We start from the raw sequence: 25,597 nt of genomic DNA, 5'->3' as shown, positions 1-25,597 counted from the left end.
ATGAAGCGAATGGCCGGACTTTCCGCACTTGCCTTGATTATCTCCAGCACCAGCGGCTGCGGATGGATCTGGGGACCGGAAGGTTACTTCCGCGACCGTGGTAGCGATTACCTGCAGGCGCAACAGACTGCACCGATGCAACTGCCGCAAGACGTCAGCGTCGCCAAGCGCCTTGATCCGCTGCTGCCGATCCCGCGCAACGTCGCTGACGACAGCGTCAAGGGCGAATACATCGTCCCACGTCCACAGCCGCTGTCGGCCGTGGCCGATGCCAGCGACTACACCCTGCAGAAGAGCGGCGACTCCAGCTGGGTCATGGGCCAGCATCCACCGGCCGAAGTCTGGCCAGTGGCGATCCAGTTCTTCCAGGACAACGGTTTCCGCCTGGACGAACAGCGCCCACAAACTGGCGAATTCACCACCACCTGGCAGCGCTCCGATGAACTGTCTGCTGCCATGGCCAAGCGCATGAGCGCCGCCGGTGTTGCGGCCGACAGCGAAACCCGCGTGCGGGTGCGTATCGAGCCGGGCGTGCAGCGCAACACCAGTGAGGTCTATGTGGTCAGCGCCGAGCGACCTGCCGGCAGCACCGCCGACGTGGCCTTCACCAACCGCTCGGTCAATACCGGCCTCGACGCTGCGCTGGTGGACGACATGCTCGCCAGCATGAGTCGTAACGCGGAGCAGGGCGGTTCGGTCTCGATGCTGGCGTCCAAGGAGTTCGATGCGCCGAGTCGCGTCAGCCTGAGCGAAGACGGCAGCGGCAACCCGGTGCTCAACGTCGGCTCCGACCTGGACCGTGCCTGGTCGAGCGTTGGTCGCGCGCTGGAGCAGGGCGAGTGGCGCGTTGAAGACATCAACCGCAGCCTGGGCCTGTACTACATCAACCTCGCTGAAAAGGCCGAGAAGAAAGACGAGAAGCCTGGCTTCTTCAGTGGCCTGTTCGGCAGCAAGCCGGACAAGGAAGAAATCGAGGCGCGCGCCGAGCGTTATCAGGTTCGCCTGAGCAAGGTCGGCGACAACGTCCAGGTCACCGTCGAGAAGAACATCAATACCGTGGCGCCGGCTGATGTGGCCCGCAAGGTGTTGGGCGTGATTCAGGACAACCTGGGCTGATCCGATGCGTTTTTCCGTTCTCGGCAGCGGTAGCCAAGGGAACGGCACGCTGGTAGCCAGCGCCGGCACGTATGTGTTGGTCGATTGTGGTTTCTCCCTGCGGGAAACCGAGAAGCGCCTGTTGCGCCTGGGTGTGCACCCGGCGCAACTGAGCGCGATACTCGTGACCCACGAACATGCCGACCACGTGCATGGCGTGGGTTTGCTGTCTCGGCGCTACAATCTGCCGGTGTACCTGAGCCGTGGGACACTGGCAGGCCTGCGCAAGCCCATCGAGCCGGCCGGTTTCGTGGCCGGTGGCGAGCAACTGCGCATCGGTTGCCTGGATATCAGCGTGGTCAGCGTGGCGCACGATGCCCGGGAACCGACGCAATATGTGTTCAGCGACGGCGAGCGGCGCTTTGGGCTGTTGACCGACCTGGGGTCGTATTGCGACAGGGTGATGGACAGTTATCGGGACCTCGATGCGTTGATGATCGAGTCCAACCACTGCCGCGACATGTTGGCGCGTGGTTACTACCCGTACTTCCTCAAGCAGCGGGTAGGCGGGGAACACGGGCATTTGAACAACCACCAGGCAGCGTTCCTGGTGGCCGAGTTGGGCTGGCAAGGCCTGCAACACCTGGTCCTGGCCCATCTGAGCAGCAAGAACAACCTGCCGCAGCTGGCCCGGCAATGTTTTGTCGACACCCTCGGGTGCGACCCGGACTGGCTGCAACTGGCCGATCAAGATTCAGGGCTCGACTGGCGACATATCGCCTAGCCCACTACTTAGCAAGCGGAGCCCATCATGGAAAAACGTGAAGAACTCTACCGCGGCAAAGCCAAGTCGGTTTACAAGACCGACGACGCTGACCGCTTGATCCTGCTGTTTCGCAACGACACCTCGGCGTTCGACGGCAAGCGCATCGAACAGCTGGACCGCAAGGGCATGGTGAACAACAAGTTCAACGCCTTCATCATGCAGAAGCTCGAAGCCGCCGGCGTGCCGACCCAGTTCGACAAGCTGCTGGGCGACAACGAATGCCTGGTCAAGAAGCTGGACATGATCCCGGTCGAATGCGTCGTGCGTAACTACGCCGCCGGCAGCCTGGTCAAGCGCCTGGGCGTGGAAGAGGGCATGAAACTCAACCCCTACACCTTCGAGCTGTTCCTGAAGGACGACGCCAAGGGCGACCCGTTCATCAACGAATCCCACGTCGTGGCATTCGGTTGGGGCACCGCCGAGCAACTGGCCCGCATGAAGGAATTGTCCCTCAAGGTCAACGAAGTACTGACCAAGCTGTTCGACGACGCCGGCCTGCTGCTGGTGGACTTCAAGCTTGAATTCGGCGTGTTCAGCGACGGCTCCATCGTCCTGGGCGACGAGTTCAGCCCGGACGGCTGCCGCCTCTGGGACAAGGACACCAAGAAGAAGATGGACAAGGACCGCTTCCGCCAGGGCCTCGGTGACGTCATCGAAGCCTACGAAGAAGTCGCCCAGCGTCTGGGTGTGCCGCTGTAATCGACGCAAGCATCTGATAGCACGGAAAAAATTTCGCTCGGGGGTTCGCTTCCGGCGAATGTGCTGGTATGATGCGCGCCACTGGAGAGATGCCGGAGTGGCCGAACGGGACGGATTCGAAATCCGTTGTACTGGCGACAGTACCTAGGGTTCAAATCCCTATCTCTCCGCCATTATTGAATACGACTAAGCCCCTGAAATGGTTGAACATTTCAGGGGCTTTTTCGTTTCTGGCGTTTGGTCCGGGGCATGACTGGAACCCATCGGGAAAACGGGGACAGGCCCTGTTTCGCTTGGACAGCATGAGCAATTCGCAAAAGCGCCGATCCCCGGCACTCTGATGCGGTGCGGATGAACATGCTAAGCCGTCGATATACTGTGGACCTTGGGATGGGGCGTGGTCCGTCAAAAAGCTATCGGAGTGGCAACATCAGCGTAATAGGTGAAAGCCCTGGGCACGGTATAAATCCTGCGTGCTTGGCATAAAAGTCCGACAGACGCTGGTCAAGCGGGTGGACAATCATTGCAGTAGAGCCGATGGCTTCAGACGCGATAATTGCTCGTTCAACCGCATCTTGAAGCAAGCCGATAGCGAAGCCCCGGCCTTGTGCTGCCTCAGTGACGCCCATGCGTCCCAACAAGGTCACTGGGTGCACACTTGGGGAATTGCGCTGACGGCTTTTCGGAACGACATTCTCCCGAGCAATCGATCCACTCGACAGTGTGTAATAGCCCATGACGACCAACGTGTTCTTGCGACAGACAACGTACACAACGGCTTGCTTGGCGGCTTGGGCTTCACGCGCCGTTTTTTGAAGATAATCGTTGATCGACGCTACGCCTGAATCGAATTCGTCCAGGATGTGGTCGTCGTTCAGCTTTTCTGGAGCCCTCAGCTCCACGGTTTGGGCCTTTCGAGAAGTTGAAGCAGACATTTGTTACCTTGAATCGGATTGGCTTCCAAGGCCTGTTCAAATGCGTCAAATGCAACGTCATCGAGAAGGAACAGCCGCTTATCAAGGATGACTTCCTCTGCTTTCTGACAAGCAGCTTCCAAGATAAAGCTGGTTCGATCACGACCAGACAGGGCAGCTGCCAAATCGATCAGGTTCCGTTTTTTTTCATCCGCCCTCATGTTGATGGGGACGGGCTTGGATCTTTCGATTTTTTCAATATTTACGGTCATGTTGATTCCCGCCTTGGAGGTGCCTCGGTGCTTCGCTTAATGTGATCAGTCGTTGGAAAGATCTATCGATTTAGATTCGATGCCGTTGAGTCGGCTTCGTGGTTAACACTATATCAGCGTGTAGCTATTGTCTATACGCGTGTATCGTTTGGCTATACGGGCTGCGCCGCTGGCAACCCCGTCAAACCCGCTCCGCGACCCGCGTATCAACGGGCGTTCCGGGCACTGAAAGCCTTCGCAAGGGTGGTCGCATCCAGTCCGAGACCCCCCACCATTTTCAACCGCTCGATGCGGCTCAGCCATCTGATCCCATCCGTTCGGGTGAGCGACGAAAGTGGTACAGCCCATAGCGATCTGGGTGCCGGCTTTGTTTGCCAATAGAGTATTGGCAGCCCAGGCATTCGCGGGCCGAGACCATTGGATCGAGTGAGACGCGGGAGGTATTGCGTCCGCCAAGCGCTAGACTCTGTACGAATCCCGAGGAACCCCGATCGTCGCCAAACCCAAGCCGCTCTTACGAACGACGCTTGGACTATAGAGCCCTTCTGGAAAAATCATCAATCAGATGATGAGTCAGAAAACTCCCTAAATTATGTGGGCGGGAAGTGTCAGAAAACTCCCGCAGCTATTGCCTCCCCCCGCCTTTTTTTATCCCGCCAACTCCCCTCAGCGACCTGCATAACCCCGGTGTCTGCCAGACCCAAAGCTTTGTAACAATTGGACTAATGGTCTATAGCTCAAGGCATGGCTGCCGATAGGTAGGTTAATCCCCATGAAAGGAGTGACACCCCATGCTGCGGTTTTTTGCCGATCTGGGCTTTCGCTGGAAAATCACCCTTCCGATCGCATTCCTGGCTGTGTTGCTGGTGCTGATGGGGTGGGCGGGCATGCGCGGTATCGGTCAGGTGACTGAATCCAGTATGCAATTGACCAAGCGTTATCTGCCGGCGATCAGCCTGCTGCTCAACGCCGACCGTGATCTTTATCAGGCTTTCGTCGCCGAGCGCAGCCTGCTGGATGGTCATGCAAACGAGCATTTGAAAGCGCTGAGCACCAGTCATGGCGAGAATGCGAAGCAGGCTTATGACCGCGTGCAGAAATATGCCGCGATGCAGCCCGGTGCCGAGGCGCAGGCGTTGGTCAGTCAGTTCAATGACAGCTTCGGGAAATGGATGCAGGTGTCGCGGCGGGTCCTCGAACTGTCTGTAGGCGATCCGCAGGGCGCCAGTGCCCTGAGTTTTGGTGACAGTGAGCGCCTGTTCGAAACCATGCGCGACTCTATCGACAAGCTGGGTGAGCTAGAGGATGCGGCGTCGCATCGCGAAGGCGACGCAGCGATTGAAAACGGTGAGACGGTCGGCGTGCATCAAGGCGTGATTCTGCTGGTCGGCTTGCTTGGTTGCATCCTGGTGCTTGTCGTTCTGCCACTTGTGGTGCTGAGCCCTATGCGTCGACTGCTGCACCGCGTCGAGCAGATTGCCGAGGGCGGCGGCGATCTGAAAGGGCGTCTGGAGGTACGCTCGGCCGATGAGTTGGGCCAGCTCGGCAGCGCCTTCAACCGCTTTCTCGACAAGTTGCAGCCGTTGATCGCCGAGGTTGGACGGGTGACAGGTGAAGTAGATTCCGCCGCCCGCGCCATGGCCGATATGGCCGCGACGAATGACCGGTTGATCAGCAGCGAACATGCGGCGCTCGATCAGGTCAGCACCGCTGCGACCCAGATGAGCGCAGCGGTGCATGAAGTCGCGCATAACGCGGCGAACGCCTCGGGCGCCGCGCAACAGGCGAGCAGCCAGTCTCGTGACGGTGCCGAGGTGGTCAGCAGTACCATCGAATCGATCCGTCAGTTGGCCCAGGAAGTGGAGAGCGCTTCGGGCACGATCGAGGCATTGGCCCAGGAAACCTCCAGTATTGGCGCCGTGCTCGAGGTGATCCGTGGCATTGCCGAACAGACCAACCTGTTGGCGCTGAACGCTGCCATCGAAGCCGCGCGGGCCGGTGAGCAGGGCCGTGGCTTTGCCGTGGTGGCCGATGAAGTGAGGGCGCTTGCGGCGCGCACACAGGATTCGACCAAGGACATTCAGGTTCGCATCGAGCGGTTGCAGAGCGGTGTCGCCAAGGCTGTACAAGCCATGCACGTGGGCAGCACCAAGGCCCGCGATAGCGTCGAACGTGCCGCGGGTGTCGATCAGGTGCTTAGCGGTACCGGCGGTTCGATCCAGCAGATCAATGACATGGCCGCGCAAATCGCAAGTGCTTGCGAGGAGCAAAGCAGCGTCACCGAAGAGATCGCCCGCAACATCTCCGATATCCGCGACTTGTCCAACGAAGCGGCAGCGAACTCTGCCCAGAGCATGCATGCCAGCCAACAGCTTTCCAGCCTGTCGAGAAACCTGGCAGAACTGATCGGCCGCTTCCGCACCTGAAGCAGGAGGGTGTCGTGTCCACTGACGATCAGCTCCGTGCGCTGCATCAGGACGGTTTTGTCCTGATGCCCGGCGTGTTGGATGCCCGACAGATCGCCGACCTGCGCCATGCCATCGACCAATTGAAGCCCCAGCATTGGGACTACAGCGGTGTCATCGATCATTACAAATGTGTGTTCAATCGCGATCCGTTCTGGCTGCCGTTCCTGGATGTGGCCGGGGTGATCGAGCTGGCCGAGGCAGCCCTGGGCGACGATTGCCATGTCATCGGCCAAACGGCCTGGCGCTGCCATCCCGGTTTTACCGGGGCACCGTTACACCTGGATTATCTGGCGATGCAATTGCCGCCAGGGCTGTTGGCCGACCCTGCCTTTGAACTGCCGATGCAGGTCTTTACCGCGCAGTTTTACCTGGATGACATCGACGCCGACTTGAGCCCGACCCAGGTCATTCCGGGCAGCCACAAAGCCGGCCGGGCCCCAGTGAAGGGCGAAACGCAGTGGCAAGGGCGCCCCGCGCAGCCCGTACTGTGCCGGGCGGGCGATGTGCTGATACTGCGCAGTGAGCTATGGCACGCCGGTAGCGATAACCGGACCGCCGACCGCACGCGTTACATGCTTCAGGTGCACTATGGTCGGCGGATGGTCGCGCAGAAGTTCTCACCTTATTTGCATTGGCAGTTCAATCCTGTGGTCTTGGTCGCCGCGACCCCTCGTCAGCGGCGGTTGTTGGGCGATCACCAGGAAGCTGAATACGATTGAGCCTGGCTCAGTCAGATCCACACATCATTGACTGCCGTTCGCTCATTGGTCTGTTCGCCGGTATTGAGGACACCACGTGGTTCGATCAGCAGCAGTTTCACTTCGTGCGCGGCGCTGGGCTTGTGCTCGACACCTTTTTTGACCACGTACATTTCGCCTGGCCCTATGGTCACCGCACCGTCGCGAAAATCGATACGCAACTGGCCCTCCAGCACGATGAAGGTTTCATCGGTGTCGGCGTGGGTGTGCCAGATGAATTCGCCTTCGAGCCGGGCGATCTTGAATTGGTAGTCATTCATTTCGGCCACGACTTTCGGTGCCCATTGTTCGTGGAACAGTGCGTATTTCTGAGCGAAGTTGATGGGGGCGTAGTGGGTCATCGAGGCATGCTCCTCGGGTGGGTGGTGAGCTGTACCTTACTGTCGGGGCCTGGGTGTCGTATTGGATGATCGTGCAGCTTTTTGTCGTGCCCAGCCTGTGCCTTCAGCGCAGCATTTTCAGCCAGCGTGCCGGTGAAATACCGAAGGCCTGGGTGTGCAGTCGGGTCATGTGGCTCTGATCGAAAAAACCACAGGCCAGGGCTACTTCGCTCAGCGGCATGCCATGGAATACCAGGCGCCGGGCTTCGTTCAAGCGGCGCTGGGTGATGTAGCGATAGGGACTGGTGCCATACAGTGCCCGGAAATCCCGGGACAGGCTCCATCGATCCCGGCCGCTGGCCTGCACCAGGTCGTCCAGTGTGATCGTCTGCTGGAGGGCATCATGGATGAACAGGCGGGCACGCTCTGCCGCGGGGTAGTCGATCAGCCGCCCACGTCGGCTGCCGGCTGCGATGTCGAGTGCCTGGGCCACATCGTAGATGGCGTCCTCTTCCTCCAGCGGATCGAGGGGATGATCCAGGCCGTTCAATAGTCGACGGGTCGCGATGTTGAGGCGAGGGTCGTTGGACAATCCTCCTTCGATGAAGGGCAATGGCTTGCCCCCCAGCACTTGCTGGATCACCGACGGTTCTATGTAGAACATCCGGTAGCGAAAACCCTCGTTCGTCCCGGCTTCGCCATCGTGCGCCTCGTCCGGATGCAGGACGATGGTGCCGCCAGGCTGGCTGTGGCGCTTGCTGTGGCGATAGTTGAAGCTCTGCACGCCGGAAAGTGTGATTCCGATGGCGTAGGTGTCGTGGCGATGGGTGGTGTAGCCATGCCCGCTGAAATAGGCCTCGATGCGTTCCATTTTCCTCGATTCGGGCGCCCGCACCAGCCAGTCGCGATTATGGTTTGATCGAGTCATTGCACCAGCCTCCTTTTGTCCGCATACCCTACCTGCCTGAAAACCTTCGTTACAGCAAAAAAAGCTCAGGCTGCAAACAGCTCACTTGAGGCGATTGAACCCGTGGCGAGGGAGCTTGCTCCCGCTCGGTTGCGCAGCAACCGCAAAATCATAGGGCCGCTTCGCAGCCCAGCGGGAGCCAGCTCCCTCGCCACAATGATTCGGCTCAGATCTCCTTCACAGGCGTTTCGCCCTGGACATTCTTGATCAGCCCGATGACGTGAAGGCAGTCACTCTTGTTCACATAGGATTCGCCGCTGGCGATCGTTTCGTGGTTGCCGGCTCTCAAGCGCCAGCGCCATTGGCCTTTTCCAGTGCTCGGGGTGCCTCGGGTCTGTCGATAGATTTCAAAATACATCGGTTCGCTCCCTGCGATTCATTCAGTCAAGACATGCGTTGGACATGTGGCTGCCAGCCTAGCCAAGTGGCGGGTTTTGGCTACGGGAAATTCGTTTCCATTGGTTATTAAATATTGCTGGGCATGAGCCTGGAAAGAGGGTTCGACTTTCTGTAGGAAAAAAGTCATGTTGCGAACACACGGTCCGATGAAGTTCCGGTTTGATCCTTGCGTTGCCCTGCTCGGTCCTGCTTAATACGTTTCGACGCCTAGGGCCGCAAGCCGATGGGACTGAAAACACTATAAGAAAAAGAGCTATCAAGTGACTGAATATCCAGGAACGGATCTGCAAGGTCGTCTAGCGCTTTCGCTTGTCATTCCGGTCTACAACGAAGTCCAGTCCATCGATGTGTTCATGGCCAGGATCGACCAGGTCTTTGCCCATGAAGCGCTGGTGAGCCTGGAGCTGGTGTTCGTCAACGACGGCAGCGTGGACGACACATTGGTGCTGCTGCTGGAACGGCAGAAGACCGATCCGCGCATCCGAGTCGTCGACCTGAGTCGCAACTTCGGCAAGGAGGCGGCGTTGAGTGCCGGCCTGCAAGCCGCTCGTGGCCAGGCGGTGGTGCCGATCGATGTCGATTTGCAAGACCCTCCCGAAGTCATCCTGGAAATGATTGCCCACTGGCGCAACGGTGCCGAGGTGGTGCTGGGCCATCGGATCAACCGCGACTCCGACTCCTGGGCCAAGCAGGTTTCCGCCAACGGGTTCTACCGGCTGCACAATAAGATCGCCGACCACAAGCTGCCGGAGAATGTCGGCGATTTTCGCTTGATGGATCGCTGCGTGGTCGATGCCCTGCAAACCCTGCCTGAATCTCGCCGCTTCATGAAAGGGCTGTTTGCCTGGGTAGGATTCCGCACCACCTACGTGGATTACGTCAGGCCTGAACGGGCCGCCGGTGAAAGCAAGTTCAATGGCTGGCGCCTGTGGAATTTTGCTCTTGAAGGCATCACCAGCTTCAGCACCGAACCGCTGCGTATCTGGACGTACCTGGGGCTTTGCGTCTCGCTGGTGTCTTTTGCGTTCGCCATCTTCATCGTACTGCGAACCCTGATTTCCGGGGTGGACCTGCCGGGCTATGCTTCGCTGATGGTGGCGGTCACGTTCCTGGGTGGGTTGCAACTGATCGGCATCGGCGTGCTGGGTGAGTACCTGGGCCGCACCTACATCGAATCCAAGCGCCGACCGATTTTCCTGGTGCGGCGCCTCTATGACGCCAAGGACTGACCATGGACCTCAAGGAAACCGATATCCTCGGTCCCGATATCGAGCAGCATTGGTACTACCGGTCGAAAGCGCGCGCCATGCTGCACATGCTCAAGGGCACCTCGGCCAGTACGCTGCTGGACGTGGGGGCCGGGTCGGGCTTTTTTTCCCATCACCTGCTGACCCATACCGCAACGGCCCAGGCCTGGTGCGTGGACATCAGTTATCCGGCCGACTCCGACGCCAGTACCGCCGGTAAACCGGTCCGCTACCGCCGTGCCATCGACACGCTGGACGCTGACCTGGTGTTGCTGATGGACGTGCTGGAGCATGTGGATGATGACGTGGGGCTGCTCAAGGCCTACGTCGACAAAGTGCCGTCGGGCAGCCGTTTCCTGATCACCGTGCCGGCGTTCCAGTTTCTCTGGAGCGGGCATGATGATTTTCTCGAGCATAAGCGCCGCTACACCCTCAAACAGCTGGAAAGTGTCGTGGCGCAGGCGGGTTTGCAGGTCCAGCAAGGTGCGTATTACTTCGGCCTGGTATTTCCCATTGCCGCCGCCCTGCGCCTGTTGCAGCGCAAGGCGTCCGGCGCCCCGGCCAAGTCGCAGCTTGCGCGTCATCATCCGCTGGTCAATGGCGTGTTGAGGTCACTGTGCAGCCTGGAGCGTCCGTTCATGGGCGCCAATCGTATGGTCGGCCTGACGGTGTTCTGCCTGGCGCAGAAGCTGTGACCTGGACGCACTCGCCGTTGCTGCGCCGTGCCTTGCGCTTTGCCATGACGGGCTTGGTTGTCACCGTAGTCCATGTGGTGGCTGCCGTGCTGTTTGTGCACCTGATCCTGGCAAACCCGCCACTGGCCAATGGTTTCGCCTTTGTCGTGGCGACCGTGGTGTCGTACCTGGTCAACACCCTATGGAGCTTTTCCAGTCGCTTGCATGGCCGTACCCTTGGCCGTTTCGTGGTGGTATCGATCGGCGGGTTCGGGCTGGCGATGCTGGTGGCCTGGGGCGCCCAGCGCGTCGGCCTGGATTACCTGGCGGGCATCGCAGCCGTGGCGCTGATTATCCCGGTGTTCACCTTCATCCTGCATAATTTCTGGACGTATCGATGACCGTTCGTGGTGAGCGTTACTGGGGCTGCTTATTGCCCATCCTGTTGGGCGCGCTGGCATTCCTGCTGGTGATCGGGCCACGGGTATTGGACCCCACGAACATCGCCTGGCTGGGGGAGGGCGATACGACAACCCATTACTTGGGCTGGGCGTTTTTCCGCAGTTCACCCTGGACCTTTCCGTTGGGCATGAACCCTTCCTATGGTTTGGAGTTGGGCAACGGCATCATTTTTTCCGATTCCAATCCGTTTCTGGCGTTCCTGTTCAAGCCCTTCAGCGGCTGGCTGCCCGAGACGTTCCAGTATTTTGGCCTGTGGTTGCTGGCCTGTTTCATCCTGCAAGCCTGGTTCGCCTGGAAACTGCTCGGCCTGCTGACGCCGTCACTGTGGATCAGGCTGTTGGGCGCCGGGTTGTTTGTGTTTTCGCCGCCGATGTTTCTGCGCATGGGCGGGCATCTGTCGTTGTCCGGGCATTTCCTGATTCTGGCGGCCTTGTACCTGGCGCTGCGTCCTGGTTTGCAGAGGCGACGGCTGGCCTGGGGCGTGCTATTGGCTGCGACAGCGTTGGTGCATGCCTACTTGTTGGCCATGGTGGCGTTGATCTGGCTGGCCGACCTCGCCAACCAGGCCATCAAGGGTCGCTTGTCCCGACGCGATGCCTTGATCGAGCTGAGCGGTTTGTTTTTGCTGGTTGCGTTCTGTTGCTGGCAGGCCGGTTATTTCAGTGTGGGTGGCGGGACCGTATCGGGTGGTTATGGCCTGTACCGCTTGAATGTACTGTCGTTGGTCGACCCCAGTGGCTGGTCCTACATCGTGCGGGACCTGCCCGAGGGGCCCGGGGACTATGAAGGGTTCAATTACCTGGGACTGGGAGTCCTGATCCTGGCGATCTGTGCCGCTGTGGCACTGCTGCAAGGCAATACCGGTCTGGTGAGTGCCGTGCGCCACAGAGGGTTGTTGCTGTGGGCGCTGTTCGGGTTAACGCTGTTTTCGCTGACCAACACCCTCGGTATCGGCGTGCTGGATGTGCATTACTGGCTGCCCGGAAGCCTGGAGAAGCTGGCGAATGTCTTTCGCGCGTCTGGCCGGATGTTCTGGCCAGCGTTCTACGCCATCGTATTTGCCGTCATTTTCCTGGTGATCCGCGGCAACAAACCACGGGCGGCGGCGTGTCTGTTGGCCATCGCCCTGCTGGTGCAAGTCCTGGATACCCGCGCTGGATGGGCAGGCCTGCGCCAGAGCCGGATGATGCCGGCCGCCTCCAGTTGGTCCACCTCCATGAATGATCCATTCTGGGCCAGTGCGGCCAGCCACTATTCGAAAGTCCGGACGCTGCTGCCGCAGAACCAGCCGGACAACTGGCTGCTGACCAGCCAATACGCCCTGAAGCATGGATTGGAAACCGATGGCGTGTACCTGGGGCGCATGGGCACCCGGGAGATCGAACAAGCCCAGCGACGCGCCGCGCAGATGCTTGCCAGCGGCGAGTATGCAGCGGATTCGCTGTACATCCTCGACCCTGGCGCCGCGCTCCAGGCGGCGAAGACCGTCAATCGCCAGACCGACCTGTTGACCCGTATCGATGGCCTCGTGGTGCTGGCGCCGGGTTGGAAGTCATGTGCCCAATGCCCATCGTTTGCCGATGAGACGCTGGACGTGCAGGTGAAGATCGGCGAGCGCCAGGTGTTCAGCCGAATCAACCCGATGTTGGCCAGTGGCTGGGGACGCGTCGAGGATTGGGGCACCTGGTCGGAAGGGACCGAGGCTGAGATTGTCTTGCGCATTGCGCCAGAAGCGCGCGTCCTCTCGATAGACGCGGCGGCGTTCGTGCAGCCCCCCCTGCATACGCGCCAGCGAGTGGACGTCTCGATCAACGGTGTGGCGGCGTTGTCGACGCAGTTCACGCGCCTGCAAGACAACACCCTTGAACTGCCCCTGACACCGGCTATTCGTGAAACGATGGGCACGGATGGGTCGTTGCGCGTGCATTTTCATTTACCCGATGCCATCAGCCCCAAGGCGCTGGGGCTGGGAGGTGATGAGCGAGTCATGGCGCTGGGGCTGAAATCGCTGATCGTGAGGTAGGGCTTTTTCATTGTGGCGAGGGAGCTTGCTCCCGCTCGGTTGCGCAGCAACCGCAAAATCTTGGGGCCGCTTCGCAGCCCAGCGGGAGCAAGCTCCCTCGCCACAAAAGCAGGGTGCCGCTCCCAATTTCTTCGACGGTATTGCGCAGGCGCTTAACCTTTTTGCGCATAGACGCACAACCCCTGGCGTTTCTACACTGCAGCCAATCAAGGGATGGAGGGCAGTGGATGAACCGCAACGAATTGCGCAAGGCCGACATCAACCTGATGGTGGTTTTCGAAACGCTGATGCTTGAGCGTAACGTGACACGGGTGGCGGAAAAACTGTTCCTGGGCCAACCGACCATCAGCTCGGCCCTCAATCGTTTGCGCAAAATGTTCAACGACCCGTTGTTCATTCGCGTCGGTCACCGCATGGAGCCGACGGCCCGGGCTGAAGAAATCATTCGGCATCTGTCTCCGGCGCTCGATTCGCTGTCGGTGGCCTTGAGCCTGACCCACGATTTCGACCCCACCAGCAGCACCATGACGTTTCGCATCGGCCTGTCCGACGACGTCGAGTTCGGCCTCTTGCCGCCCCTGTTGAGCAGCCTGCGGCAAGAGGCGCCGAAAATTGTGTTCGTGGTCCAGCACGTCGATTACTGGCGCATCCCCGATTTGCTGGCATCGGGCGACATCACCGTGGGCATCAGCCAGACTCGCGGCCTGCCGGCCAACGCCAAGCGCAAATTGTTGCGACACATCCAGCCCCGCGTGTTGCGCGCCGATGCGTCGGACACGCCGCTGACCCTGGACGAGTATTGCGCGCGACCTCATGTGCTGGTGTCCCATACCGCGAACGTCGCCGGGTTTGTCGATGAATGGCTGGCCGAGATCGGACGCACACGCCAGGTCGTGCTGTCGGTGCCGCAATACAGCGCATTGCCGGCATTGCTGGCCGGCACTGACCTGATCGCCAGCTTGCCGGACTATACCGCCGCCGCCATGGCGGCTTCGGGGCAACTGTTCAACGAACCCTTTCCTTTCAAGACCCCGACCCTGGATTTGTCCATGGTCTGGCTGAGCCATGTCGACAGTGACCCGGCCGAGCGCTGGTTGCGGTCGCGGTTGGAGGCCTTCATGGGCGAGCGTGGGCGCTCGGTACAACCCTGACACCGGCCCGCAGCGAAACAAAAACTGCCCCAACGTTTAAAGTCGGGGTAAGGTTGTGACGGCTGAAATCCCCTTGTCATATTTTCGAATCGGAGTCGAACACATGCCTCACCTGCACATGGAGTACACCGCCAACCTGCCCGAGCTGAAGGCCGATGTTGCATTGCTGCGCCTGAACAATGCGCTGGTGGCTTCTGGTCAATTCGCGGCCGAGCTGGACATCAAGAGCCGGGCCGTGAAGCTCGAGACGTTCCGGGTGGGCACGGGGCTGGGCGAGCGAGGTTTCGTGCATGTGAAGCTGGCCTTGCTAAGCGGTCGCTCGACGGAAATCAAGAAGCAACTGGCCGATAGCCTGCTGGCCGTGATCCAGGAACTGGGGCCATGGCCGGCCGACGTTAGCGTGCAACTGTGCGTGGAAATCCTCGACATCGATCGAGGCCCGTATGCCAAGGCCTTGATCGGTCAATGACGTTCAGGTGTCGCGGGCGGCGCAGGCCTTGATGATCTGTTCGCGCAGCCAGGCGTTGGCACTGTCCTGATCGACGGCCAGGCTCCACTGCATGTTCAGGGTGAACCCCGGCAGGCCCTGGGGCGCTTCGTGATGATTGAAGATTGCCTCGTTGGCCAGCAATTTCTGGATGCGGCGGGGCAGGGTCAGGATGAAGTCGGTGCCGGTGATCATCTTCAGTGCGGCACTGTAGCTGTTGGCGCGGGCGGCAATCTGGCGTTGTTGTGCCTGCTGCGACAGCCAGCCGTCCACCATGTTGGTCGCTGACGACCAGGGCGTCGGAAACACGTGTCGGCGCCGTACGAAAGACTGAAGGCTCAGTTGCGGTTCAAGTGGCGTCGCCCGTTTATCCACGACACAAACCAGGTCCTCCTCCAGCAACTGCCGGGATTTGAAATCGGCATGGTTGCTGTGGAAGTTCGGGCCGAAGCAGATCACCAGGTCCAGGCTGCCGTCGCGCAACTCTTCGGCGGGGATGTCGGCTTCGAGCTTGTGCACGTTCACCACCACCGGCAGATTGGCGTAATCGAAGCCTTGCAGCAGTTGCGGCAGGATCAACTGTTCGAAATATTCCGGTGCGCAAATATTGAAGGTAATGGCTTGCCGGGTCGGATCGAAGGTGGGTGTACCGGCATGGCACAGGTTGATGCTTTGCAAAATGGCGCGCACATGCTCGTACATGCCCTCGGCCTTATAGGTGGGGCGCATGCCGGTGCGGGTGTTGATGAATAGCTCGTCTTCGAAACAGGTTCGCAGTTTCTTGAGGCAATAACTGACGGTTGACTGACTGACGCACAATGCCTCGGACACGCCGGTGACACTGCTTTGCTCGTACACGGCGCTAAACACCATGAGGTCTTGCATGTCGAGCTTTCTGAGGGAGTTACTGTTCAGCATCCGTTCTGTCTCTCGCTGTGCTCCTTGCGCGGATTTTGCGCAAACCAGGCCGATGATCCTAACGGAACGATCGTGCCAAGAGAATGCCAGGCAGGCGCTTTCATGGTCGGGAACGGGACAGATAATGTAGGGAACACGACGTGTCGATCAACGACTGTTTGGTTTGCCTATGTTTAGTTGGCTGCGATCCAAGCTCCATCAAATCCAGGTTTAACCTCCCAGGGTAGCGTGGGACGCTTGTCCGATGTGTTTCCTGTGATGCGCTCATGAACGGTTGGCCCCTGGCATTCCAATACCCTTCATCTGCCGCGGTCGATCCGGTCGGCCGGTTCACGCCTGCCATGGCCCCAACCCTCAGTGCGTTGCCCTCCGAGCTGGCCTTTTGGGCGCTCTGGCATTGCCGTCACGCCCGTCCTCCAGATACTCGTATTACCTGTTGATCATTCGCAGTGCTCGCTCAATGGCGAGCACAGACTGACGGTGCCTTGTCGCCCGTCCGACATGGAAATACGAGCCTTCTCATGAGCCTTGCCAAGATTTCTTTCGCTCCCGTGCAACACGCCGAGGCGTTCCTTGCGCAGAACCCTGATATCGAACTGTTCGAGCTGTTCATCCTCGACAACAACGGCGTGCCCCGGGGCAAGTTGTTGCATCGGGACGAGTTGCTGGCGGTTTTCGAAAGTGGCCGGCCACTGCCCAGTACGATTCTCGGGCTCACCGTCAATGGCGATGATGTGGAAAATTCCGGACTGGTCTGGGACGTCGGCGACATCGATTGCCGTGCCTACCCCCTCAGCGGCAGCTTGCAACGTATGCCCTGGCGATTGATTCCTACGGCCGCCGTGCAGGTCAGCATGCATCCCCAGGAGGGCATGCCGGCGACCATCGCCGATCCGCGTTATCTGCTCAGCCAGGTGATCGAGGCTTTACAGGCCGACGGCTATTACCCGGTGATGGCGGCGGAGCTGGAGTTTTATCTGCTGGACGCGCAACGCGACAGCCAAGGCCGGCCACAGCCAGCGCGGGACGCCGACGGTGGCCGACCGCGTGCCACCCAGGTCTACGGTTTGCGCGAGCTGGAGCAGATCGAGCCGTTCCTGGCCGACCTGTACGCTGCGTGCAAGCTGCAAGGCATTGCGGCCCGGACCGCCATTTCCGAATACGCACCGGGACAAGTGGAGATCACCCTTGAACACCGCAGCGATGCCTTGCAAGCCATGGATGAAGCGGTGCGCTACAAGCGACTGGTCAAGGGCGTGGCCCACAAGCACGGCATGCAGGCCTGCTTCATGGCCAAGCCGTTCGATCACTTGGCGGGCTCCGGCATGCACATGCATGTCAGCCTGGCGGACCGCGATGGCCACAATCTGTTTGCCAGTGAAGCCGCCGACGGCACGCCGCTGTTGCGCCATGCGGTGGGTGGGATGCTCGACACCTTGCTCGATTCGCTGTTGATGTTTTGTCCGAACGCCAACTCCTACCGGCGATTCCAAAGCAACAGCTACGCACCGCTGGCGGCGACCTGGGGCGTGGACAATCGCACCGTGAGCCTGAGGGTGCCGGGCGGCCCGGCGTTGTCGAGGCACATCGAGCATCGTATCTGCGGTGCCGATGCCAACCCTTACCTGGCTGCGGCGGCGATATTGGCCGGCATTCATCGCGGCCTACGTGAACAGTGCGATCCCGGGAAACCTGTCGAAGGCAACGGCTACGCCCAGGCGGCCGAGTTGCTGCCCACCGACTGGCTCACTACCCTGCGTGCCCTTGAGGCATCGGCCTGGGCGCGGGAAGCGTTTGGCGATGAGTTTCTTGGCGTTTATCTGGCGGTCAAGCGCGCCGAATACCGCCAATTCATGGCGGAAGTCGGGGAGCAGGACTGGCGTTGGTATCTGAATCAGGCTTAAGAACAGCTTCAAGCTGCAAGCTGATTGGCAAAGAAAGACTGTTCACTTAGGGCAGCCGAAAAAACGTGGTGAGGGAGCTTGCTCCCGCTTGAGTGCGAAGCACTCACAAAAAGGGGCTGCTACGCAGCCCAGTGGGAGCAAGCTCCCTCGCCACGCATCACTTTTCTTTAGCACTGCAAGCTGGGTCGAGCTTGCCGCTTAAATAATTATTTAATAGCAACTTTTTCACGAAAAATTGATGGTGGACTACCTAAAGTTTGTGTTGCCGTAGGAAATGAACTTTTCACATTTTCCTGCGGCACTTCTTTTTCAAAGAGCAACTTTCAGGAAGTCGTCAACCATCATGCTGACCCTTAAAGCCGTGCGCCCCGAGTGGGTGACACTGGCCGCCAGTGCCTTTTTGTTAGTGGGTTTCAACCTCGTTCTCTGGCAACACTTGCTGGCGATCACCACGGCTGACACTCGTGGCCTGCTGATGTGCGTGGCGTTTGGCCTGATGATTTTCTGCGCGTTCAACCTGGTGTTGACGCTCGTGGCCTTCCGTCCGCTGCTCAAGCCCGTGCTGATGCTATTGTTCCTGATCAGTGCTGGCGTGGCGTATTTCATGGCCCAATACGGTGTATTGATCGATGCGGGCATGTTGCGCAACTTTGCTGAAACCAATGCCACGGAAGTTCGTGATCTGTTGTCGCTGAAGTTGTTTATCTACCTCGGGTTATTGGGGGTGTTGCCTTGCTGGTTATTATTCAAGACCCCGATCAGCTACCGTCGCTGGCCCAAAGAGTTATTAAGTAAGTTGCTGGTCGGCGTGGCGTCGGCCGCGGTAATCGGCATGGTCGCCCTGGCCAACTACCAAGGTTTGTCTTCGTTGTTTCGCAACCACCACGAGTTGCGTTTGATGGTCGTGCCGAGCAACTACATCGGTGCGTCGCTCGGCTATTTGCGTGAGCAGGTCGCGTCGGCCAAGCAGCCGTTCATCACCCTGGGCGAGGACGCGAGCCGCAACCCGGCCTGGCAAACCCACGGCCGCAAATCCCTGACCGTACTGGTGGTGGGCGAGAGTGCCCGGGCCGAGAACTTCGGCATCCTCGGCTATGACCGCGATACCACACCGACACTGGACAAAGAGGCCGGCCTGATCGCCTTTACCGATGTGCATTCCTGCGGCACGGAAACCGCCGTGTCGGTGCCCTGTATGTTTTCCAACATGGGGCGCAAGAACTATGACGCCAGCAAGGCCAAGAATGAAGAGGGTTTGCTGGACGTGCTCAAGCACGCCGGGCTGGAGGTGATCTGGCGGGACAACCAATCCGGCTGCAAGGGCACTTGTGATCGGGTCACGCTGCAGGATGTCAGCAATCTCAAGGACCCGGCCCTGTGCGCCAACAGTGAGTGCCGTGATGAAATCCTGCTCCAGGGTTTGCAGCATTTCATCGACACACTCGACAAGGACACGGTGCTGGTACTGCACCAGATGGGCAGCCACGGGCCGGAATACTTCAAGCGCTATCCCAAGGAATACGAGCATTTCACCCCGGTATGCGAAAGCAACGCGCTGAACAATTGCAGCCGCGAGAGCATCGTCAACGGCTACGACAACACGCTGGTGTACACCGATCATGTGCTCTCGACCCTGATCGATCTGTTGCGGGCCAACCAGGACAAGGTCGACACGGCCATGCTGTACCTGTCGGATCATGGCGAGTCCCTGGGCGAATACAACCTGTTTCTCCATGGCACGCCCTACATGCTCGCCCCGGAGCAACAGAAACACGTGGCAATGCTTGCTTGGTTTTCCGACAGCTATCAGAAATCTTTCTCGGTCGACACCCATTGCCTGCAACTGAGTCGGCAAAAGCCCTTGAGCCAGGACAACCTGTTTCATTCGATGCTCGGGCTGCTGGAAGTCAACAGCCAGGTCTACAACCGGGACCTGGACCTGTTCGCCAGCTGTCGCGGCGCGGTGATTGACGGTGTCCTGGCACGAGAGTGATGGCCTGGACCTTTTTTTCACGCAGTGTTGGTTAACCTGTCATTCAATCTTTTCCAAGAGCCGTTCGTATGTCCGGGCTACCCCCATCCACCGTCGAGCTTGAGTTCGCCAGGCAGCATGACCAGGAGCATGCACAGGTCTGCTGTGGGCCGACGCCTCGACGATTGCGCCTGGCGTTCTGGCGCGACGAGCACATGGTACGCAATGCCCTGAAGGTGGCGGGCGAGCCCGGGTTGGTGCTGGATGTGGCCTGTGGCGCGGGACGATTCTGGCCGGTGCTGGCCGAGCACGCCAACCGGGTGATCCTGGCGGCGGACCCGTCGCCGGACATGCTCGAACATGCGCTCACTCACCATGGCGGTGCGTTGCTCCAACGGGTCAAGACCTTCCCGAGTTCAGCGTTCACCATCGGGCTGTCGGCCAACGCGGTGGATTGTATTTGTTGTCTGCAACTGTTTCGCCACGTCAGCACCAGCGAGCATCGCCTGGCGCTGTTGCGCGAATTTCATCGGGTCAGTCGCGACACGGTGATCGTTTCGGTGCAAATCGAAGGCCGCCTCAAGATCGGCCAGGCGCCGCGACGGAACCTGGCCGACAAGGCTGATGTGGAAGCCGAGTTCCGCCAGGCCGGTTTCAGCGTGCTTTGGTACCAGGATTTCCTGCCCGGTTTTGCCCTGACGCGTGTTTATGTGTTGCGTAAGACCGGTTAAGTCTTGATGTAGGACTATTCTTGCTTTTTCGCAGGCGATTTCTCTCAGGCGGCTGCTCTATGGATGCTCGCAATCGCCGGCGGCGATATATACTGCGCGCCATTCTTCAAGGGAGAGCCGTGTGGCCATCGATATTCACTGGATTCGCGACAACGATAGCCTCGGTCAGTTTTGCGCCGAGTGGCAGCAGTTGCCATTCGTCGCCCTCGACACCGAATTCATGCGGGTCGACACTTTTTACCCTATTGCCGGTTTATTGCAGATCGGCGACGGCAAGCGTGCCTACCTGATCGACCCCTTGACCATCGACAATTGGCAACCCTTGGCCGCACTACTGGAAAACCCGGCGGTGCTCAAGGTGTTGCACGCCTGCAGCGAAGACCTTGAAGTGCTGCTGCGCCTGACCGGCAGCCTGCCTGCGCCGCTGTTCGATACGCAATTGGCCGCCGCTTACCTGAACCTGGGTTTCTCCATGGGCTATTCGCGGCTGGTGCAGGAAGTGCTGGGTATCGAGTTGCCCAAGGGCGAGACCCGTTCCGACTGGCTGCAACGGCCCCTGTCCGAGACGCAGATCAGCTACGCGGCAGAGGACGCCGTGCACCTGGCAGAAGTTTTCGTACTGCTGCGCCCGAAGCTTTCCGACGAAAAATACCGTTGGGTCCTGGAAGACGGCGCCGAACTGGTGGCCAACCTGCGTCGCGAGGTCGACCCGTACGAGGTCTACCGCGAGGCCAAGCTCGCCTGGAAACTGTCCCGCGCCCAATTGGCCGTGCTGCGCGAGCTGTGCGCCTGGCGCGAACGCGAGGCGCGGGCCCGTGACCTGCCGCGCAATCGCATCATTCGCGAGCATTCGCTGTGGCCCCTGGCCCGTACCCAGCCGGATAACCTTGGCGCGTTGGCGAAGATCGAAGACATGCACCCGCGCACCGTGCGCCAGGACGGCCAGTTTCTGCTGGACCTGATCCAGCGCGCCGCCAGCGTGCCGCCCGAGCAATGGCCGCCGGCCGTGGCCGAGCCACTGCCCATCGAGGCCTCGGCCCTGGTCAAGCGTCTGCGGGCGTTGGGGCAGGCTGAAGCCGAGCGCCTGGAAATCGCCCCGGAGCTGATGCTGCGCAAGAAAACCCTCGAAGCGCTGATCAAGAGCGGCTTCCCCGAGGGCCCTTACCAATTGCCCGATTCGCTGCGTGGCTGGCGCCGCGAATTGATGGGCCAGGCGCTGCTCGACAGCCTGGCCACTGCCGGAGAACAGCCTTGAAACGTATCTGCTCCATCTATCGAAGCTCGAAGAAAAACGAGATGTACCTGTATGTGCTCAAGAGCGATGCCTTGGAGCGCGTGCCTGAGCCGTTGATGGCCGCCTTTGGCAAGGCGATCCATGCCTTCGACCTGGTCCTGAGCCCCGAGCGGGCGCTGTCACGGGAGGACATCAACAAAGTGCTGGAAAACCTCGACACCCAGGGCTATCACTTGCAAATGCCGCCGGCCGAAGACGAGTACATCGAGCATTTGCCCGAAGAGTTGTTGCGCCGCAACGACCCGGTCTGAAGGTCTCTGAGGCACCTGTTCTGGGTGCCTCTGGAAAAACACTGGAAGGGTTTATTGACGACGATCGTATGGATGGAGCGACACTCTATCGGCGGTTGTCTGCACTGTTTTTGAAAGGTTTGACTCATGCGCGTTCTGATTGCCGAACACGACCACCCGGTGTACGCCCAGCTTCTGCGTCAGGCGGCACCCGATATTGAAGTCCTGACCAGCGGCGACTCCGCCGAATTGTCGCGACTGGCCACCGATTGCCCGGTCTGGCTCGGCCAGCCTGATCTGCTGGCCACCTTGTTGCGTCAGGGCCATAGACCCAGCTGGCTGCAATCGACCTGGGCGGGTATCACGCCGTTGTTGGCCGAAGGCTTGACGCGCAACTACCGCCTGACCCGTGCGGTGGGCATTTTCGGCCAGGTGATGGCCGAATACGTGCTGACCTACATGCTCGGCCACGAGCGTGAGGTGCTGGCGCGGCTGGTCAGCCAGGTCGAGCGCAAGTGGGACAACCGCCAGGGGCAAAGCCTGGCCGGGCGCAAGGTGTTGATCGTCGGGACCGGTGATATCGGTCAGCGGGTAGCGCAGTTCCTGGTGCCGTTTGGTGTGCAACTGTACGGTGTGGCCAGTGAAGCGCGAGCGTTGGCGCCGTTCATCGAAGTCGGGGCGCTGAAGGATCTGCCGCGCTTGGTGGGTGAGGCGGATTACGTGATCAATTTGCTGCCCAACACACCCGATACCCATGATGTGTACGACGCGGCGCTATTCAAGCAATTCAAGCCGACCGGGTTGTTCATCAACGTCGGCCGTGGCGTGGCGGTGGTGGATGCGGACCTGGTGCAAGCCCTGAAGGATGGGCACCTGGCCGGTGCGGTGATTGACGTCTGCCGTCAGGAGCCATTGCCACAGCGCCACCCCTTCTGGACCGCCTGGGGCCTGCTGCTGACCGGCCACAGCTCGGCACCGACCTCGCCGCCGATGATGGTGCAGTTGTTCCTGGAAAACCTGCGGGCCTATCAGGCCGGTGAGGCGCTACGCGGGGAAGTGGATTTCAGCCGGGGTTACTGACTTTCTTCCCGCTCCGGGTTACGCCGTTCACTTAAGGTTTGTGTGAACCCAACCCTGTGGCGAGGGAGCTTGCTCCCGCTGGGCTGCGCAGCAGCCCAAAACCTAAGCACGCGGTGCATCAGATTGTCCGAGCCGGCTGATTCAGGGCTGCTGCGCAGCCCAACGGGAGCAAGCTCCCTCGCCACGGGAAGTGCCGTTCTTATGTGAATAGTTTGTTCACATGAAGGGGCAGGGTTACAGGGTGAAGTCGCCCTCAGCCACCAGTTCGCTCAACGGCCGGCGCGGGCTTGGGGTTTCGCGGGCCTGGAGGTATTCGGCCAGTGTCGATTTGTCCCCCAGCTTGCCAATCGCCACGGCGGCGTGCAGGGCGTAGCCTTCCGGGATCTTCAGTTCCTTGCGGGTCAACGCCTGGTCGAAACCGGCCATGCCATGGGTGTGCCAGCCGCTGAGGCTGGCTTGCAGCGCCAGGTGGCCCCAGGCCGCCCCCGTATCGAAAGTGTGGGACTGCGCAGGGGTTTCTTCGGTGGCGCCGGGAACGGCGAAGGTGGTTTTCGAAACAATGATCACCAGTGCCGAGGCGTGTTGGGCCCAGCTGCGGTTGAATTCATTGAGCAGGCCCAGGAAACGCTCCCAATTCGGCGTGTCGCGACGCGCATACAGGAAGCGCCATGGCTGGGAGTTGTACGCCGACGGCGCCCAGCGTGCAGCTTCGAAGAAGCCCAGCAGGGTTTCTTCGGCAATGGTCTCGCCGGTAAAGGCACGGGGCGACCAGCGCTCGATGAATTGAGGGTGAATCGCGTAATCGGCAATGCGGGGATTGGCACTCATGGGCTTACCTGGCTGGGGTTTGGAAAGTCAATGAAACAACCTACGTCCCGCCGCCCGGGCTGACAAGTCCCGGCCTACCGACAGTCGCCAATGCTTGGCCTGAAGAGGCCCGGGCACTAGACTGTCGGCCTTTTCACCACCTGATGTTGATGCTTGAGCCATGGCCGCCAAAGTCGAACCGTTCTGGAAACGCAAAACCCTCGATCAGCTCGATCTGCAGGAATGGGAATCGCTGTGCGACGGCTGTGGCCTGTGCTGCCTGCAAAAACTCGAAGACGAAGACGACAACAGCGTTTACTACACGCGCATCGCCTGCAAACTGCTGGACCTGAAAACCTGCCAGTGCTCCGACTATCCCAACCGCCGCGACTTTGTCCCCGATTGCATCCAGCTCACGCCGGGCAAGGCCGATGAGTTCAAATGGCTGCCGCCGACCTGTGGTTATCGGCTGGTCAGCGAGGGCAAGGACTTGCCGTTGTGGCACCACCTGGTCTGCGGTGATCGCGATGCGGTGCACCACGAACGCATTTCCCAGTCCGGGCGTATGCTGGCCGAAGGCAGCGTGCCGGAAGACGATTGGGAAGATCATCTGATTTTCCGCGCCGGCTGAGCCGTCGGGCGGCGCGCCCCAGGGAGAACCCATGGCTGCAGGATTGAAACGGATGCTGGCCGCCGGGCTGCTGGCGATGTGCGGGCCGCTGTGGGCGGCGCAGAAAGTCGATCTGGATTATCACGTGCACCTGTTGCCCCTGAGCGATCAGGCCGAGGTGCGTCTGACCCTGGCCCGGGGGGCGGCGGTGCGTAGCCTGGATTTCGACCTCGGCGACGGCAGTCGCTACAGCGATTTCAAGGCCGACGGCCAATGGCAACTCACTCCCGGCAAAGAGGCGCGAGGTGTCTGGCGGCCGGCAGCGGACAAGGCCAGCCTGAGCTACCGCGTGCGCATCAGCCATGCGCGCAAGAACGCCACCTTCGAAACCCGCATGACCCCGACGTGGGCGTTGCTGCGCGGCGACGACCTGGTGCCGTCGGCCAGGCTCGACCAGCAGGACGGCGTCGAACTGGTGGCCCGTCTTGAAGTTGAATTGCCCAATGGCTGGAAAAGCATCGAGACGCCCTGGCCGCGCATCGGCAAGCAACGCTTTCGCATCGACAACCCCTCGCGCCTGTTCGACCGCCCTACGGGCTGGATGCTCGCCGGCAAACTGGGTAGCCGCCGCACCCGCCTGGGCGAAACTGAGGTGACGGTCGCCTCGCCCCAGGGCCAAGGCATGCGCCGGATGGATGTGCTGACGCTGCTGACATTCGTCTGGCCGCAGGTACAAGCACTGGTGCCGCGCCATCCGGCCAAGTTGCTGATTGTCGGCGCCGGCGATCCGTTGTGGCGTGGCGCCCAGGCCGGTCATGACTCGATCTACCTGCACAGCCGTCCGCCGCTGGTCAGCGAGCGGGGCAGTAGCCCATTGCTGCGGGAGTTGGTGCAGGCGCTCGCCCGGGTCAACGATCATGATCGCAGCGATTGGATCAGCGAAGGGCTGACCGAGTACTACGCCATCGAACTGCTGCGCCGCGCCGGCGGCCTGAGTGATGAGCGCTATCAGACCTTGAACGACCGGCTCGCCCGCGACAGCAAGGGCATCACCACCTTGCGCGGCGAACAGATCAGCTCGGCGGCGGTGGCCCAGGCGGTGTTGCTGTTGCAGGAACTGGACCGCGAGATTCGCCTGAAAACCCGTAACAAACGTTCGCTGGATGATGTGTTGCAGGCGGCGATGCGGTTGGAAACGGTCGATACCAAAGAGTTTGTGCAGCTCAGTGAGAGCGTTCTGGGTGGGGCCTCTACTGTGCTGGATACCCGGTTACTTCAGTGACACCGCC

26 protein-coding genes, 1 tRNA gene and 1 pseudogene are annotated in these 25,597 nt (G+C 60.2%); 21 read left to right on the top strand and 7 right to left on the bottom strand.

All coding sequences use genetic code 11. The annotated features are described in order from the left end of the window. From bamC to BLU76_RS25275, 4 genes are all read left to right on the top strand, one after another. Entirely contained in the window at positions 1–1,116 is a 1,116-nt protein-coding gene (gene bamC, locus BLU76_RS25290; protein ID WP_092148600.1) for an outer membrane protein assembly factor BamC, read from the top strand. Positions 1,117–1,120: 4 nt separating this feature from the next. Then, a complete protein-coding gene (locus tag BLU76_RS25285; RefSeq protein ID WP_063322524.1) occupies positions 1,121–1,879 on the top strand; it encodes an MBL fold metallo-hydrolase in 759 nt (252 codons plus the stop codon). A gap of 27 nt (positions 1,880–1,906) precedes the next feature. Then, positions 1,907–2,620: a phosphoribosylaminoimidazolesuccinocarboxamide synthase gene (gene purC, locus BLU76_RS25280; RefSeq protein WP_025212375.1), complete on the top strand. Its 714-nt coding sequence runs from the start codon at positions 1,907–1,909 to the stop codon at positions 2,618–2,620. A gap of 83 nt (positions 2,621–2,703) precedes the next feature. After that, a tRNA-Ser gene (locus BLU76_RS25275) sits at positions 2,704–2,793 on the top strand. Positions 2,794–3,033: 240 nt separating this feature from the next. Here the strand turns inward: BLU76_RS25275 and BLU76_RS25270 are convergent. Both BLU76_RS25270 and BLU76_RS25265 read right to left on the bottom strand, forming a co-directional pair. After that, positions 3,034–3,555, bottom strand: a complete 522-nt coding sequence (locus tag BLU76_RS25270) for a hypothetical protein (protein WP_092224894.1) — start codon at positions 3,553–3,555, stop codon at positions 3,034–3,036. Further along, positions 3,513–3,806, bottom strand: coding sequence for a type II toxin-antitoxin system TacA family antitoxin (locus tag BLU76_RS25265; RefSeq protein ID WP_092148591.1), 294 nt, complete (start codon positions 3,804–3,806; stop codon positions 3,513–3,515). The genes BLU76_RS25270 and BLU76_RS25265 overlap by 43 nt, the downstream gene beginning before the upstream one ends. A 791-nt stretch (positions 3,807–4,597) precedes the next feature. On the opposite strand from BLU76_RS25265, the pseudogene BLU76_RS32420 reads away from it, so the two are divergent. The 3 genes and pseudogenes from BLU76_RS32420 to BLU76_RS25250 form a co-directional block, all read left to right on the top strand. Continuing rightward, a pseudogene (locus BLU76_RS32420) lies at positions 4,598–5,374 on the top strand (MCP four helix bundle domain-containing protein); the annotation flags it as partial. Between the two features lie 69 nt (positions 5,375–5,443). Beyond that, entirely contained in the window at positions 5,444–6,232 is a 789-nt protein-coding gene (locus BLU76_RS32415; RefSeq protein WP_371914654.1) for a methyl-accepting chemotaxis protein, read from the top strand. A 14-nt stretch (positions 6,233–6,246) separates the two neighbouring features. Continuing rightward, the gene (locus BLU76_RS25250; protein WP_092224890.1) at positions 6,247–6,993 is read left to right on the top strand and encodes a phytanoyl-CoA dioxygenase family protein; all 747 of its coding nucleotides are present in this window, start codon (positions 6,247–6,249) and stop codon (positions 6,991–6,993) included. Positions 6,994–7,004: 11 nt separating this feature from the next. Here BLU76_RS25250 and BLU76_RS25245 read toward each other — a convergent pair whose 3' ends face one another. From BLU76_RS25245 to BLU76_RS25235, 3 genes are all read right to left on the bottom strand, one after another. After that, on the bottom strand, positions 7,005–7,373 hold the full coding sequence (locus BLU76_RS25245; protein ID WP_092224888.1) for a cupin domain-containing protein: 369 nt from the start codon (positions 7,371–7,373) through the stop codon (positions 7,005–7,007). A 103-nt stretch (positions 7,374–7,476) separates the two neighbouring features. Then, positions 7,477–8,280 carry a helix-turn-helix transcriptional regulator gene (locus BLU76_RS25240; RefSeq protein ID WP_092224886.1) on the bottom strand — a complete coding sequence of 268 codons (804 nt, stop codon included), beginning with the start codon at positions 8,278–8,280 and terminating at the stop codon, positions 7,477–7,479. A 205-nt stretch (positions 8,281–8,485) separates the two neighbouring features. Further along, complete coding sequence (locus BLU76_RS25235) at positions 8,486–8,677, bottom strand: YegP family protein (RefSeq protein ID WP_014337049.1); 192 nt, start codon at positions 8,675–8,677, stop codon at positions 8,486–8,488. 301 nt (positions 8,678–8,978) lie between these two features. On the opposite strand from BLU76_RS25235, the gene BLU76_RS25230 reads away from it, so the two are divergent. From BLU76_RS25230 to BLU76_RS25205, 6 genes are all read left to right on the top strand, one after another. Further along, positions 8,979–9,947 carry a glycosyltransferase family 2 protein gene (locus BLU76_RS25230; RefSeq protein WP_092224883.1) on the top strand — a complete coding sequence of 323 codons (969 nt, stop codon included), beginning with the start codon at positions 8,979–8,981 and terminating at the stop codon, positions 9,945–9,947. Positions 9,948–9,949: 2 nt separating this feature from the next. Continuing rightward, entirely contained in the window at positions 9,950–10,660 is a 711-nt protein-coding gene (locus BLU76_RS25225) for a class I SAM-dependent methyltransferase (RefSeq protein ID WP_092224881.1), read from the top strand. Between the two features lie 44 nt (positions 10,661–10,704). Continuing rightward, positions 10,705–11,040 (top strand): GtrA family protein, encoded by a 336-nt coding sequence (locus tag BLU76_RS25220; protein WP_063325150.1) that lies wholly within the window; start codon positions 10,705–10,707, stop codon positions 11,038–11,040. Beyond that, positions 11,037–13,124, top strand: coding sequence for a DUF6311 domain-containing protein (locus tag BLU76_RS25215; RefSeq protein WP_092224879.1), 2,088 nt, complete (start codon positions 11,037–11,039; stop codon positions 13,122–13,124). Before BLU76_RS25220 ends, BLU76_RS25215 begins: the two co-directional genes overlap by 4 nt. A 227-nt stretch (positions 13,125–13,351) precedes the next feature. Then, on the top strand, positions 13,352–14,275 hold the full coding sequence (locus BLU76_RS25210) for a LysR family transcriptional regulator (RefSeq protein WP_092224877.1): 924 nt from the start codon (positions 13,352–13,354) through the stop codon (positions 14,273–14,275). Positions 14,276–14,378: 103 nt separating this feature from the next. After that, positions 14,379–14,744 carry a 5-carboxymethyl-2-hydroxymuconate Delta-isomerase gene (locus BLU76_RS25205; protein WP_063322511.1) on the top strand — a complete coding sequence of 122 codons (366 nt, stop codon included), beginning with the start codon at positions 14,379–14,381 and terminating at the stop codon, positions 14,742–14,744. A 3-nt stretch (positions 14,745–14,747) separates the two neighbouring features. Here BLU76_RS25205 and BLU76_RS25200 read toward each other — a convergent pair whose 3' ends face one another. Further along, complete coding sequence (locus BLU76_RS25200) at positions 14,748–15,680, bottom strand: LysR family transcriptional regulator (protein WP_092224875.1); 933 nt, start codon at positions 15,678–15,680, stop codon at positions 14,748–14,750. 536 nt (positions 15,681–16,216) lie between these two features. Between BLU76_RS25200 and BLU76_RS25195 the strand changes: the two genes are divergently transcribed. From BLU76_RS25195 to BLU76_RS25170, 6 genes are all read left to right on the top strand, one after another. Beyond that, positions 16,217–17,584, top strand: a complete 1,368-nt coding sequence (locus BLU76_RS25195; protein ID WP_170862030.1) for a glutamine synthetase family protein — start codon at positions 16,217–16,219, stop codon at positions 17,582–17,584. A 343-nt stretch (positions 17,585–17,927) separates the two neighbouring features. Continuing rightward, positions 17,928–19,577, top strand: a complete 1,650-nt coding sequence (locus tag BLU76_RS25190) for a phosphoethanolamine transferase (RefSeq protein WP_092224873.1) — start codon at positions 17,928–17,930, stop codon at positions 19,575–19,577. Between the two features lie 68 nt (positions 19,578–19,645). Continuing rightward, a complete protein-coding gene (locus tag BLU76_RS25185; RefSeq protein ID WP_092224871.1) occupies positions 19,646–20,287 on the top strand; it encodes a class I SAM-dependent methyltransferase in 642 nt (213 codons plus the stop codon). Positions 20,288–20,408: 121 nt separating this feature from the next. Beyond that, on the top strand, positions 20,409–21,542 hold the full coding sequence (gene rnd / locus BLU76_RS25180) for a ribonuclease D (protein ID WP_003198851.1): 1,134 nt from the start codon (positions 20,409–20,411) through the stop codon (positions 21,540–21,542). Then, positions 21,539–21,832, top strand: coding sequence for a YcgL domain-containing protein (locus tag BLU76_RS25175; protein ID WP_003198853.1), 294 nt, complete (start codon positions 21,539–21,541; stop codon positions 21,830–21,832). Before rnd ends, BLU76_RS25175 begins: the two co-directional genes overlap by 4 nt. Positions 21,833–21,958: 126 nt before the next feature. Beyond that, on the top strand, positions 21,959–22,891 hold the full coding sequence (locus BLU76_RS25170) for a D-2-hydroxyacid dehydrogenase (protein WP_092148557.1): 933 nt from the start codon (positions 21,959–21,961) through the stop codon (positions 22,889–22,891). 234 nt (positions 22,892–23,125) lie between these two features. Here BLU76_RS25170 and BLU76_RS25165 read toward each other — a convergent pair whose 3' ends face one another. Continuing rightward, positions 23,126–23,719, bottom strand: a complete 594-nt coding sequence (locus BLU76_RS25165) for a nitroreductase family protein (RefSeq protein WP_063322505.1) — start codon at positions 23,717–23,719, stop codon at positions 23,126–23,128. A gap of 160 nt (positions 23,720–23,879) precedes the next feature. Between BLU76_RS25165 and BLU76_RS25160 the strand changes: the two genes are divergently transcribed. Both BLU76_RS25160 and BLU76_RS25155 read left to right on the top strand, forming a co-directional pair. After that, positions 23,880–24,329 carry a YcgN family cysteine cluster protein gene (locus BLU76_RS25160; RefSeq protein WP_063322504.1) on the top strand — a complete coding sequence of 150 codons (450 nt, stop codon included), beginning with the start codon at positions 23,880–23,882 and terminating at the stop codon, positions 24,327–24,329. A 31-nt stretch (positions 24,330–24,360) separates the two neighbouring features. Continuing rightward, positions 24,361–25,590 (top strand): hypothetical protein, encoded by a 1,230-nt coding sequence (locus BLU76_RS25155; protein ID WP_092224869.1) that lies wholly within the window; start codon positions 24,361–24,363, stop codon positions 25,588–25,590. The last annotated feature ends 7 nt before the right edge of the window (positions 25,591–25,597 follow it).

It is taken from the genome of Pseudomonas sp. NFACC08-1 (genome assembly GCF_900106735.1).
Lineage (GTDB): Bacteria > Pseudomonadota > Gammaproteobacteria > Pseudomonadales > Pseudomonadaceae > Aquipseudomonas > Aquipseudomonas fluorescens_Q.
This window is presented reverse-complemented; position numbering and strand designations above follow the sequence as displayed.

Bases quoted from the DNA above. Each gene is read 5' to 3' on its own strand.
- bamC (WP_092148600.1), top strand. From the start codon at position 1: ATGAAGCGAATGGCCGGACTTTCCGCACTTGCCTTGATTATCTCCAGC.
- BLU76_RS25285 (WP_063322524.1), top strand. From the start codon at position 1,121: ATGCGTTTTTCCGTTCTCGGCAGCGGTAGCCAAGGGAACGGCACGCTG.
- purC (WP_025212375.1), top strand. From the start codon at position 1,907: ATGGAAAAACGTGAAGAACTCTACCGCGGCAAAGCCAAGTCGGTTTAC.
- BLU76_RS25270 (WP_092224894.1), bottom strand. From the start codon at position 3,555: ATGTCTGCTTCAACTTCTCGAAAGGCCCAAACCGTGGAGCTGAGGGCT.
- BLU76_RS25265 (WP_092148591.1), bottom strand. From the start codon at position 3,806: ATGACCGTAAATATTGAAAAAATCGAAAGATCCAAGCCCGTCCCCATC.
- BLU76_RS32415 (WP_371914654.1), top strand. From the start codon at position 5,444: ATGGCCGATATGGCCGCGACGAATGACCGGTTGATCAGCAGCGAACAT.
- BLU76_RS25245 (WP_092224888.1), bottom strand. From the start codon at position 7,373: ATGACCCACTACGCCCCCATCAACTTCGCTCAGAAATACGCACTGTTC.
- BLU76_RS25240 (WP_092224886.1), bottom strand. From the start codon at position 8,280: ATGACTCGATCAAACCATAATCGCGACTGGCTGGTGCGGGCGCCCGAA.
- BLU76_RS25235 (WP_014337049.1), bottom strand. From the start codon at position 8,677: ATGTATTTTGAAATCTATCGACAGACCCGAGGCACCCCGAGCACTGGA.
- BLU76_RS25225 (WP_092224881.1), top strand. From the start codon at position 9,950: ATGGACCTCAAGGAAACCGATATCCTCGGTCCCGATATCGAGCAGCAT.
- BLU76_RS25220 (WP_063325150.1), top strand. From the start codon at position 10,705: ATGACGGGCTTGGTTGTCACCGTAGTCCATGTGGTGGCTGCCGTGCTG.
- BLU76_RS25215 (WP_092224879.1), top strand. From the start codon at position 11,037: ATGACCGTTCGTGGTGAGCGTTACTGGGGCTGCTTATTGCCCATCCTG.
- BLU76_RS25210 (WP_092224877.1), top strand. From the start codon at position 13,352: ATGAACCGCAACGAATTGCGCAAGGCCGACATCAACCTGATGGTGGTT.
- BLU76_RS25205 (WP_063322511.1), top strand. From the start codon at position 14,379: ATGCCTCACCTGCACATGGAGTACACCGCCAACCTGCCCGAGCTGAAG.
- BLU76_RS25200 (WP_092224875.1), bottom strand. From the start codon at position 15,680: ATGCTGAACAGTAACTCCCTCAGAAAGCTCGACATGCAAGACCTCATG.
- BLU76_RS25190 (WP_092224873.1), top strand. From the start codon at position 17,928: ATGCTGACCCTTAAAGCCGTGCGCCCCGAGTGGGTGACACTGGCCGCC.
- BLU76_RS25185 (WP_092224871.1), top strand. From the start codon at position 19,646: ATGTCCGGGCTACCCCCATCCACCGTCGAGCTTGAGTTCGCCAGGCAG.
- BLU76_RS25170 (WP_092148557.1), top strand. From the start codon at position 21,959: ATGCGCGTTCTGATTGCCGAACACGACCACCCGGTGTACGCCCAGCTT.
- BLU76_RS25165 (WP_063322505.1), bottom strand. From the start codon at position 23,719: ATGAGTGCCAATCCCCGCATTGCCGATTACGCGATTCACCCTCAATTC.
- BLU76_RS25160 (WP_063322504.1), top strand. From the start codon at position 23,880: ATGGCCGCCAAAGTCGAACCGTTCTGGAAACGCAAAACCCTCGATCAG.
- BLU76_RS25155 (WP_092224869.1), top strand. From the start codon at position 24,361: ATGGCTGCAGGATTGAAACGGATGCTGGCCGCCGGGCTGCTGGCGATG.